Raw genomic sequence first — 10623 nt, forward strand, 5'->3', positions numbered from 1 at the left:
CCCGCGGCGCCGCGCACCTGGTCGACCGCCGTCTGCTCGCGCTCGTGCATCAGCAGCTCGGCCCCGCTGAGCCTCCGCAATGCGTCGGCGGCGCCCAGGTGATCCGCGTGGGCGTGCGTCACGACGATGTGCGCGATGTCGCTCGGCTCACGGCCGATCAGCTCGAGAGCCGCCGCGAGGTGCTCGTGAGTCTCGGGGGTCTCCCACCCCGGGTCGACGACCGTCACCGCGCCGGCGTAAGCACCCGCACCGGCACCCGCGACCAGGACCGCGGTCAGCGTGTACGCCAGCAGCGAGTCGGGCATCGGGACGGCGACCGACCACAGTTCGGTGCCATCGGCCCGCCGATCGACCAGCTCGGGCGCGGGCATTCCCCCGGTCGTGGCCGCGCGGAACTGCGCCTCGCTGAGTGCCTGCATGCGCCTCCCTCGGATTGCTCCGCTCAGGGTATCGTCTCTCGACACCGGTATATGCTTCGGGCTAGGCCAGGGGGAGGTGCCGGGATGACGACCTATCTCATCGACTTCGAGAACACCAGCTATCACGGCTTCGAAGGCTACGAGAAACTGGATGGCGGCGACACCGTCGTTGTGTTTCTGGGTGCGAAGAGTGCGGGTGCGGGGATTCCGGTCGAACTGGTGAAGACCATGACCGGGCTGGGCAAGCGCGCGACTGTGCTCTGGAAACAGTCAACACGAACGGCGAAGAACTACCTGGACATGCAGCTGGCCACCTACCTCGGATCCCTGATCGGGAACCCAACGATCGACGAGAAGAACTTCGTCATCGTCAGCAAGGATCAGGACTTCCAAGCAGTGCTCGACTACTGGGAGAACCGCAGGCGCACAACCACCATTGAGATTCGACCTACTATCGCTGCACGAGTCGAGGCACCAGCTTCGGCCAGTCCGGCATCCGCCCATGCGCCCATGCCGCCGAAGGCTCCTGCAGCGAAGGCCACGCTGACGAAACGGCCTCCGACTGCGAGAGCCAGTGAGACGACGAAGAAAGCGGTGCGTGCGGCGGTGAAGGATCTCGAGCTCAAGCCCGCCCACTACACGGTCATCTACAACTCACTCGCGCTGGCCACGAGCCTGCAAGAGCTGCACATCCGCTTGACCCAGGGAGCTCAGACCGCGGGGCCTGAGATCTACAAGAAGGTGAAGCACCTCTACACCGGAACGAACGCGGCAGACTACTGACATGAACAACGCGTCCCTCTTCCGCATCAGCTTCGTCTGCACAGGGAACATCTGCCGCTCCCCGATGGGCGACGTGATCTTCCAATCGCTGGCCGAGGAACAGGGGCTCGGCGCGCGCTACGCGGTGACCTCGCGCGGTACCCACGGGTACCACGTGGGCAAGGGCGCCGATCCGCGCACCGTCGCAGCACTCGCCGCCGCCGGTTACGACGGCAGCGCGCACCGGGCCGCGCAATTGAGCACGGCCGACATCGAGTCGAACGATCTGCTGATCGCGCTGGATCGCGGCCACGAGCGGCGCATGCTCGAACTGGGCGCGGAGCCGGCTCGCCTGGCACTGCTCACCGCGTTCGATCCGGAATCGCCGCGCGATCCCGATGTGTTCGACCCCTACTACTCGGATGACACCGCGTTCGAACAGGTCCTCGCGCAGGTCGAGCGATCCTGCCGCGCACTGCTCGCCGAGCTCGCCCGGTAGGGGGTGGCGTCGCTCGACGCAACCGCCCTCCCGTGGAGATGGGAGAATGGAGCTCGGCCGATCCTCCCCCGAACCCACGGAGACCTCCACATGACGCAGCTGCCCCCTCAGCCCATCAGCCCGCTCGACGGCCGCTATCGCCCCGCGGTCGAGGGGCTCGGCGACTTCCTCTCCGAAGCCGGACTGAACCGGGCCCGCGTGCATGTCGAGGTCGAATGGCTCGCCTACCTCACCTCGCACTCGCTGCTCGGGTCCGCACCGCTGGCCGACGGCGAGCTCGCAGAGCTCCGCGCATGGGCGGCGGACTTCGGGCAGGCCGAGATCGACCGGCTGGCCGAGATCGAGGCGACCACGCAGCACGATGTAAAGGCGGTCGAGTACCTGGTGCGCGAGCAGCTCTCGCGCCAGGGGCTGGATCGCATCGCCGAGCTCACCCACGTGTGCTGCACGAGCGAGGACATCAACAACCTCTCGTACGCGCTCACCGTGAAGCAGGCGATCGACGAGGTGTGGCTGCCGAAGCTCGAGGCCGTGATCGTCGAGCTCGCCCGGCAGGCCGAGCAGTACCGCGAGCTGCCGATGATGAGCCGCACACACGGCCAGCCGGCGACGCCGACGACGCTCGGCAAGGAGCTCGCGGTGTTCGTCTACCGGCTCAGCCGCCAGGTGGCCGCGATCGGCCGCAACGAGTACCTGGGCAAGTTCTCGGGCGCGACCGGCACCTTCGCCGCGCACCTGGCCGCCGACCCGACCGTCGACTGGCAGCGCGTGTCGCAGGAGTTCGTCGAGGGCCTCGGGCTCGACTGGAACCCGCTCACCACTCAGATCGAATCCCACGACTGGCAGGCCGAGCTCTACAGGCGCGTCGCGCACGCCAACCGGATCCTGCACAACCTCGCCACCGACATCTGGAGCTACATCTCCATCGGCTACTTCCGCCAGATCCCGGTCGCCGGCGCCACCGGTTCCTCCACGATGCCGCACAAGGTCAACCCGATCCGCTTCGAGAACGCCGAGGCCAACCTCGAACTCTCGAACGCGATCCTCGACTCGCTCGCCGAGACCCTCGTGACGAGCCGGTGGCAGCGCGACCTCACCGATTCGTCGGCGCAGCGCAACATCGGCGTCGGCCTCGGGCACTCGGTGCTCGCGCTCGACAACATCCGGCGCGGCCTCGGCCAGATCGACGCCGCGCCCGACGTGCTCGCGGCGGATCTCGACGCGAATTGGGAGGTGCTCGGCGAGGCGATCCAGACCGTGATCCGCGCCGAGGTCACCGCCGGCCGTTCGACCATCAGCGACCCGTACGCGGCGCTCAAGGAGCTCACCCGTGGGCGTCGGATCGGTCAGGCGGAGCTCGTGGAGTTCGTGTCGGCGCTCGAGATCGGGCAGGACGCGAAGGATCGCCTCCTCGCGCTCACCCCGGCGACCTACATCGGCGACGCCGCGAAGCTGCTCGACCGGCTCGCGTAGGCCTTCGGCCGGCCTGCCCGGCCTCGTTCGCTTCCCCCGGTCGGCGCCGCCGTTCGCCCCCCCCCCCCCGGATCGACGCTTCGGCGTCGGCGAAACGACAGTCCGAGGGAACCGGATGTGTTCGGGAATCTCCCCTCACCGTTCCGCCCCTATTTCCCCTCCTCAGCCTCTTTCCCTCGGCAGTTCGGGAGGAGATCGCAGTTCTGGCTGAGGCCAGGCAGCGAAAGGTCAGCCAGAAGTGCGGACTCAGCCCGAAGTGCGGATGCGGGACTCGTCTGCAGCGTGACGCGGTGACCCGCTCAGTGAAAGTCGCCCTTGGCCGGCGGGCGCAGATCCTTCCGCGCTTCGACGTCCTCCGCGCTCGGCTTGCCGCCGAGGCCGAGCAGCGCGAGGACCAGCACGATGACGATGAACGCGATCCCGACGCCGATCACGGTACGCACCGCATCCCGGGTGACCATCAGCACCACGAGCCCGGCGAAGACCGCGAGCACACCGGAGAACCCGAGGAGTTCGAGGGGACGCAGCCGGTCGCGGCGCGACGGCGTGACCTCGGGCTGCTGATCGGACGGGGTGGGGTCGGTCATATCGCGCTTTCGGTTCGGGGAGCAGACGTGTCGGCGTCGGGTGCCGCGCCGACGGATCCGCCGTCGAAGGCGGAGATGCCGAGGAAGACACCGCGGATCACCGCGTAGGCGCCGAAGAAGCCGATGACGGCCACCGGGTCCTCGCGCACCAGCAGCGTGACGACGGCGAGCGCCAGGCTCAACAGCGCCGACGGCACCGCGACCCGACGCGGCTGGACGCCGCGGAGGAGGCGCATGAGGGTGATGACGGCGGTGAGCATGGCCCAGAACACGATGACGAGGGCGAGGCTCACGTCGTCGGCGACCGCGATGAGCGCACCCGCGGCGGCGAACGCGATGACGGCGCGCGCGGCCACCCACCAGCTCTCGAGGGTGGATCGCAACGCCCAGTACTCGACGAGCGTGACCGCGCCGATCACGGTGAGGCTCGTCGAGAGGAGCCAGTGATCGAACGCGAAGCTCTCGTGGAGGGTCGCGGTGAAGGCGATCGCCAGACCGACGAGCACGAGTGCGACGGCTCGGATCAACCCGGCCCGCCGCAGAGCCCGGTGGTCGGCCGACGTCGATGACACTGTTTCGCGCGACGCATCCGCCATACCGCTCAGCCCCTTTCCCAGACGCCTCCAGTCTATCGCGCAGTTCACCCGCGCACTGTGCGGCCGGCCGGGGTCATGGCGGCAACGGCCGACTCCGCCGGGCGATACCGCGAGCACGGCCGGCGCAGCGAGTGCGGTGAGCCCAGCAGACTCAGCGGAAGGCGGCCTCCCCCGTCAGCACCTGCCCCAGGACGAGCGTGTGCATCTCGACCGTGCCCTCGTAGGTGAGCACCGACTCCAGGTTGTTGGCGTGGCGGATCACCGGGTACTCGAGCGAGATGCCGTTCGCGCCGAGGATCGTGCGCGCGGTGCGGCAGATCTCCAGCGCCTCGCGCACGTTGTTCAGCTTGCCGATGCTCACCTGTTCGGGCCGGAGCAGATCCTGATCCTTCCGCCGGCCGAGGTGGACCGCGAGCAGGTAGCCCTTCACGTACTCGAGGGTCATGTCGGCGAGCTTCTGCTGCGTCAGCTGGAAGGCGCCGATCGGCTTGCCGAACTGGGTCCGCTCGGTCGCGTAGCGCCGGGCGGAGTCGAGGCTGGAGCGTGCCGCGCCGAGGGCGCCCCAGACGATGCCGTAGCGGGCCTCGTTGAGGCAGGCCAACGGACCCTTCAGACCGCGTGCCTCCGGCAGCATCGCGGATTCGGGGAGGCGCACCTCGTCGAGCACGAGCTCACCCGTGGCGGATGCGCGCAGCGACAGCTTGTGCTTGATCTCGGGCGCGGAGAAGCCGGGGGTGCCGGCCGGCACGATGAAGCCGCGCACGCCTTCGTCGGTCATCGCCCAGACGACGGCGACGTCGGCGAAGGGTGCGTTCGAGATCCACATCTTGTTGCCGGTGAGCACCCAATCGCTACCGTCCCGACGCGCACGGGTTTTCATGCTGCCCGGGTCCGACCCCGCATCGGGCTCGGTCAGGCCGAAGCAGCCGATCAGGTCGCCGGCCGCCATACCGGGCAGCCACTGCTGCTTCTGCTCCTCGGAACCCCAGCGCCAGATCGCGAACATCGCGAGGGATCCCTGGACGGAGACCAGCGACCGCAGGCCGGAGTCGCTCGCTTCGAGCTCCAAGCAGGCGAGCCCGTACTCCGTCGCGGTCATGCCTGCGCAGCCGTAGCCTTCGAGGTGCATGCCCAGCAGACCCAGTGATCCGAACTCCTTCGTCAGTTCGCGGATGTTCGGGATCGCGCCGTTCTCGAACCACTCGGCGATGTACGGTTCGACGCTCTGATCGAGCATCTGCCGCACGGCGCCGCGGATCTCCTTCTCGTCGCTGCTCAGCAGGTCGTCGAGCGCGGCCGGGTCTGCGGGATCGAGCGCGGGGAGCTTCGTGGGGTCGACATGGCTCATCTGGGGTCCTCTTTCGCATCGTCGGGAACAGGCTCACGGCTCAGTCTGGCCCGGATGCGGGCTCGGGGCAACTCCCCTGGGACGCGGTATCACCTCGGCCACCAGGCATCATCCGAGGTCCGGGGTCTCCTGCGGCGGCTCGGGAACTCCGAGCTCTCAGCTCGGCATGTTCTGGAAGCGCGAGTAGTGGCCCTGGAAGGCCACCGTCACCGTGCCGGTGGGGCCGTTGCGCTGCTTCGCGACGATGAGATCCGCCTCGCCCGCGCGCGGGTTCTCCTTCTCGTACGTGTTCTCGCGGTGCAGCAGGATCACGACGTCGGCGTCCTGCTCCAGCGATCCCGACTCGCGCAGGTCGCTGATGGCCGGCATCTTGTCCGCGCGCTGCTCCGACGCGCGGTTCAGCTGCGACAGCGCGACCACGGGGACCTCGAGCTCCTTCGACAGCAGCTTGAGCGCGCGCGAGAACTCGCTCACCTCCTGCTGGCGGCTCTCGGTCTTCTTCCCCGAAGAGAGCAGCTGCAGGTAGTCGATGACCACCATCTTCAGATTGTGCTGCTGCTTCAATCGACGGCACTTCGCCCGGATCTCCACCAGGGTGAGGTTCGGGCTGTCGTCGATGAAGAGCGGCGCCTCGTTGATGCGCGCCTGAGTGACCGCCAGCTTCTGGAAGTCGTGACTGTCGAGCTGCCCCTTGCGCAGCGTCTGGAGCGGGATGCTCGCCTCGGCCGAGATCAAACGCATGGCGATCTCGGCGCGGCCCATCTCGAGCGAGAAGAACACGGTGGTCTGGCCGGCCCCGACCGATGCCGCGCGCGCGACGTCGAGGGCCAGGGTCGACTTGCCCATGGCGGGGCGGGCGGCGATGATGATCATCTGGCCAGGGGCGAAGCCGTTGGTCTTCTCGTCGAGCTCGGTGAACCCGGTCGGCACGCCCAGCATGCCGCCGTCGTGCATCTGGGCCTTCTCGATCTCCTCGACCGCCGCGGTGAGCGCGGTCGAGAGCGGCACGTAGTCGTCCGCCTGCTCGGCACCCGTGACGGCGTAGATCTCGGCCTGCGCGTTGTTGACGAGGTCGATCGCCTCGCCCTCGCCCGCGTAACCCATCTGCGTGATGCGCGTGCCGGCCTCGACCAGACGGCGCAGCAGCGCCTTCTCCGCGACGATCTCGGCGTAGAAGCTCGCGTTCGCCGCGGTGGGCACGATGCTCGTCACCGTGTGCAGGTACTCGGCGCCGCCCGCGCGCTGCAGGTCGCCCGTCTTGGTCAGCTGATCGGTGACCGTGATCGCATCGGTCGGTTCGCCCTGCGAGTAGAGCGTCAGCACGGCCTCGTAGATGACCTCGTGCTTCGGCACGTAGAAGTCGGAGCCCCTGAGCAGGCCGGTCACATCGGCGGCCGCGTCCTTCGACAGCAGCATGCCACCGAGCACGCTCTGCTCTGCGAGCAGATCATAGGGCGGCGTGCGCTCGAACCCCCGGGTGACCTCTTCGAAGCCGTCGTCTGCGACGGGGATTCCGAGATGCGCGATCGACACTCGTTGCTCCTTTCGCGGGCCGGGGCCGTGACTCGGCACCCTGAGGTGATGTCTGTTCACCCATCAGACACCCCACCACCGACATTCACGGTATGGCCCCCGCGCGCCTCTTCACAAATGGTCCGCCCGGCATGCTGCGGCAGCCTGTGGATAACTTCGTGTATAACTCACCGCTTTCCTGACCGAGTTCTCCCCAGATATGGGGATAACTTGTGGATAGTTTTTCGGATTTGGTGAGTATTTATCTTTTGATCAGGATTTTTTAGATTTCACAGCTGTGAAGTTATTCAACTCTCAGGCGAGACTTGAGGCTTCTGCCCGACACGCGGTTGTGGAGAACTCGAGGACGATTGACCCGCTTGTCAAGTGGGATTCTTCTCTCAAGAGAATCCCTGATCACGGCGGTCGGTCCGACGCGGATTCGAAGCCGAGGTGAACGGGACGGAACGCATGACGCTCGGGGCGCAGTCTCCGGCTGCGCTCGACAGGCGCCCTCGAGGGTGCTCGAGGGCGCACGGCCGGCGCGCTCGACGACGCACGACGGGAACACGAAAGCGGGGCCCGGCCGAATGGCCGGGCCCCGCGATCCTGCGCGATGGAACGCGCGGTCCGTACGTCAGCGCTGCGCGATGATCTGCAGCACGACCTCGGCGTCGACGCCCTCGTGGAGGTGGATCGTCGCCTGGTACTCACCCGTCGTCTTGATGGTCGGCACGGTGATCTTGCGCTTGTCGATCTCGCCGATGCCGGCCTCGGCCACAGCGGCCGCGACGGCGGCGGGCTTCACCGAGCCGAACAGGCGGCCCTCAGCACCGGTCTTCGCGAACAGGCGGATCTTGCCCTCCTGCAGCTTGGCCTTCAGCGCCTGCGCGTCCTCGACCGAGGCGTGCGCACGGGTCTCGCGAGCCTTGCGGATCTGCGCGACCTGGGCCTCGCCACCGCGGGTCCAGTGCACCGCGTAGCCCTGGGGCACGAGGTAGTTGCGGGCGTACCCGTTCTTCACCTCGACGACATCGCCGGCCGAGCCGAGGCCCACGACCTCGTTGGTCAGAATAATCTTCGCCATGATGCGACTCCTTATCGGCCGGAACCGGCGTAGGGGAGGAGCGCCATCTCGCGGGCGTTCTTCACGGCCTTCGCGATCAGTCGCTGCTCCTGCACGGACACGCCGGTGATACGGCGGGCGCGGATCTTGCCGCGCTCAGAGATGAACTTGCGCAGCGTCGCGACATCCTTGTAGTCGATGACGCCGACGGTCTGCTTCTTCGCGGGCGCGGCGACCTTCGCGTTCTTGCCGCGGCCCGGCTTGCGGCCTGCGCCGCTGGACTTGCCTGCCATTGTGATTCTCTTTCGTCTGCTGCCCCGTAGCGGGGCGAACGTTCTTCTCCGCCCGAGGGCGGCTTACTGTCTGGACGTGCCTAGAAGGGCTGCTCGTCGTCGAAGCCCGAGCCGAAGTCGCCGCCGGCGCCCTGGCCCGAGTTCCCGGCGCCCGAATCGCTCCAGGGGTTGTCGGAACGCGCGGGCGACGAGCCCGAGGCCGACTGGCCCCAGCTCGGCTGACCCGCGGGCTGACCGCCGCCGAAGCCGCCGCCCTGGCCGCGCGACTGACCACGGGTGACCGAGGCCGTTGCGAAGCGGAGCGACGGGCCGACCTCTTCGACCTCGAGATCGAGCGAGGTGCGCTGCTGGCCCTGGTTGTCGGTGTAGCTGCGCTGCGTCAGACGACCCTGCACGATGACGCGCATGCCCTTCGTCAGCGACGCCGCGATGTTGTCGGCGTACTCGCCGTACGCACGGCAGCCCAGCCACAGCGGTTCGCCGTCCGACCAATCGCCGGACTGGCGATCGCGCACGCGCGGGGTCGAGGCGATGCGGAACGTCACCCACGACTTGCCGGCCTGGCTGACGCGAGGCTCGGGGTCGGCAACGAGGTTGCCGACGACGGTGATCAGCGGCTCGCCGGCCATGACCTAGGCGCCGACCTTCGCGGCGCGGGCGGCCTTGGCCTGGTCGCGCTTCGACTGAGCGGCACGCTGCGCGATGAGCTCGTCCGAGCGCAGCACCTTGGTGCGGAGCACGGCCTCGCTGAGGCCCAGCTGACGATCGAGCTCGGCGGTCGCCTCGGGGGTCGCGGTGAAGTTGACGACGACGTAGATGCCCTCGGCCTGCTTCTTGATCTCGTACGCGAGACGACGCTTGCCCCAGATGTCCACGTTCTCGATCTCGCCGCCCGCATTGCGGATGACGCCGAGGAACTTGTCCATGCTCGGGGCCACGGTGCGCTCATCGATACCGGGATCGAGGATCACCATGAGTTCGTAAGGATGCATTACTGACCCACCTCCTTCGGACTACACGGCTGCAGGATTTCTGCAGCAGGAGGGTGTTTATGCACGTGCCCGGACGCGCTGCACGACATGCGCGCGGACGGACAACCTGTACAGGTTAGCAGTTCTGCGGTCGAGGCGACAACGTACCGCACCTGTGAGCTGCAGGATCGCGCCGATCTGCAGGAAGACACAGGTCTGCAGGATTGCACCGATCTGCAGGAAAGCACCGATCTGCAGGATTGCACAGGGCAACGCGGTTTCGCGTGTGCGATTCTGCAGATCGGTGCGATTCTGCGGCCGGGACGGAACGATGCGGTGCAGGATCGCGCCGATCCGCACGATCAGCCGACTCGACGGCGCCCGCCGCGCTGGGTCACCAGCCGTCGCCGGATCCGTCATCGAATCCGGCGTCAAATTCGTCGTCGAATTCGTCTTCTGGGAACTCGTCTTCCCACTCGTCGGTACCGTCGAACTCGTCGTTCTCATCCCAGCCATCGAGGTCCTCATCGAAGAACTCCTCGTCGTCGAAGAAGCCGGGATCCTGCTCGAACTCCTCATCGCTGAACTCCCAGCCGAAACCGTCGGATCCCGGAAACGAACGGAACAGCTGCGAACCGACCCCGAGGATGAAGCCGACGACCAGGATGGCGACGATCACCTTGGCGACCGTGCTCAGACCGCGCGGGTTCCGCGCCTGGTTCTGCTGCGGGCCGAGCGGCGCCGCCGAGAACGCCTGCGGCAACCGCTGCGGTGCCGGCTGGGGGATCGGCAGGGGCAGGGGAGCGGCGCCCGGCAACGGGATCCCGTCCGGTCCGATCACCGGGGGAGCGGGCAGCGGCGGCAACATCTGCCCGGCCGCGGGCGGCGCTTCGACCGGCGCAGTAGGTGGCGGGGCCATGTGCGGCGGGACGGAGAGTGTCGGGACGGAGAGCGGCGGGGCTGTGGTCGTCGAGGCGGCGGGCGGCGGGAGCGGATCCACCGTCGAGCGGTCGACAGCGTCGCCCGCTGCCTCGGCGGACCCGGCACCCGCGACCCCGGTGCTCGCTGCGCCAGGTTCCGCTGCGCCCGGTACCGCG

At 67.9% G+C, this 10623-nt stretch carries 13 protein-coding genes and 1 pseudogene; 3 read left to right on the top strand and 11 right to left on the bottom strand.

Translation table 11 applies throughout. The annotated features are described in order from the left end of the window. A partial coding sequence (locus ACFPZL_RS06590; protein ID WP_382334920.1) for an MBL fold metallo-hydrolase occupies positions 1–419 on the bottom strand: 419 nt, incomplete at its 3' end. 84 nt (positions 420–503) lie between these two features. On the opposite strand from ACFPZL_RS06590, the gene ACFPZL_RS06595 reads away from it, so the two are divergent. The 3 genes from ACFPZL_RS06595 to purB all read left to right on the top strand — a co-directional run bounded on the left by ACFPZL_RS06595 (position 504) and on the right by purB (position 3153). Further along, positions 504–1202, top strand: a complete 699-nt coding sequence (locus ACFPZL_RS06595) for a PIN domain-containing protein (RefSeq protein ID WP_218116232.1) — start codon at positions 504–506, stop codon at positions 1200–1202. A gap of 1 nt (position 1203) precedes the next feature. Further along, a complete protein-coding gene (locus ACFPZL_RS06600) occupies positions 1204–1680 on the top strand; it encodes a low molecular weight protein-tyrosine-phosphatase (protein ID WP_218116233.1) in 477 nt (158 codons plus the stop codon). A gap of 90 nt (positions 1681–1770) precedes the next feature. Beyond that, a complete protein-coding gene (gene purB / locus ACFPZL_RS06605) occupies positions 1771–3153 on the top strand; it encodes an adenylosuccinate lyase (RefSeq protein ID WP_218116234.1) in 1383 nt (460 codons plus the stop codon). Between the two features lie 299 nt (positions 3154–3452). Here purB and ACFPZL_RS06610 read toward each other — a convergent pair whose 3' ends face one another. The 10 genes and pseudogenes from ACFPZL_RS06610 to ACFPZL_RS06655 all read right to left on the bottom strand — a co-directional run. Next, the gene (locus tag ACFPZL_RS06610; protein WP_218116438.1) at positions 3453–3740 is read right to left on the bottom strand and encodes an ABC transporter ATP-binding protein; all 288 of its coding nucleotides are present in this window, start codon (positions 3738–3740) and stop codon (positions 3453–3455) included. After that, positions 3737–4312, bottom strand: a complete 576-nt coding sequence (locus ACFPZL_RS06615) for a hypothetical protein (protein ID WP_382334922.1) — start codon at positions 4310–4312, stop codon at positions 3737–3739. The genes ACFPZL_RS06610 and ACFPZL_RS06615 overlap by 4 nt, the downstream gene beginning before the upstream one ends. A gap of 175 nt (positions 4313–4487) precedes the next feature. Further along, positions 4488–5684, bottom strand: coding sequence for an acyl-CoA dehydrogenase family protein (locus ACFPZL_RS06620; RefSeq protein WP_218116436.1), 1197 nt, complete (start codon positions 5682–5684; stop codon positions 4488–4490). 156 nt (positions 5685–5840) lie between these two features. Continuing rightward, positions 5841–7217 (bottom strand): replicative DNA helicase, encoded by a 1377-nt coding sequence (gene dnaB / locus ACFPZL_RS06625; protein WP_218116435.1) that lies wholly within the window; start codon positions 7215–7217, stop codon positions 5841–5843. A 616-nt stretch (positions 7218–7833) separates the two neighbouring features. After that, positions 7834–8283 carry a 50S ribosomal protein L9 gene (gene rplI / locus ACFPZL_RS06630; protein ID WP_218116434.1) on the bottom strand — a complete coding sequence of 150 codons (450 nt, stop codon included), beginning with the start codon at positions 8281–8283 and terminating at the stop codon, positions 7834–7836. Between the two features lie 11 nt (positions 8284–8294). Beyond that, a complete protein-coding gene (gene rpsR, locus ACFPZL_RS06635) occupies positions 8295–8555 on the bottom strand; it encodes a 30S ribosomal protein S18 (protein ID WP_218116433.1) in 261 nt (86 codons plus the stop codon). 80 nt (positions 8556–8635) lie between these two features. Continuing rightward, positions 8636–9184 (bottom strand): single-stranded DNA-binding protein, encoded by a 549-nt coding sequence (gene ssb, locus ACFPZL_RS06640; protein ID WP_218116432.1) that lies wholly within the window; start codon positions 9182–9184, stop codon positions 8636–8638. Between the two features lie 3 nt (positions 9185–9187). Continuing rightward, positions 9188–9547, bottom strand: coding sequence for a 30S ribosomal protein S6 (gene rpsF, locus ACFPZL_RS06645; RefSeq protein WP_218116431.1), 360 nt, complete (start codon positions 9545–9547; stop codon positions 9188–9190). Between the two features lie 57 nt (positions 9548–9604). After that, positions 9605–9946, bottom strand: coding sequence for a hypothetical protein (locus ACFPZL_RS06650; protein WP_218116430.1), 342 nt, complete (start codon positions 9944–9946; stop codon positions 9605–9607). Next, positions 9921–10623: pseudogene (locus ACFPZL_RS06655) on the bottom strand (hypothetical protein); the annotation flags it as partial. The pseudogene ACFPZL_RS06655 and the gene ACFPZL_RS06650, both read right to left, overlap by 26 nt.

Origin of the sequence: Leucobacter soli, from assembly GCF_042659205.1 — a bacterium.
Classification (GTDB): Bacteria; Actinomycetota; Actinomycetes; order Actinomycetales; family Microbacteriaceae; genus Leucobacter; species Leucobacter soli.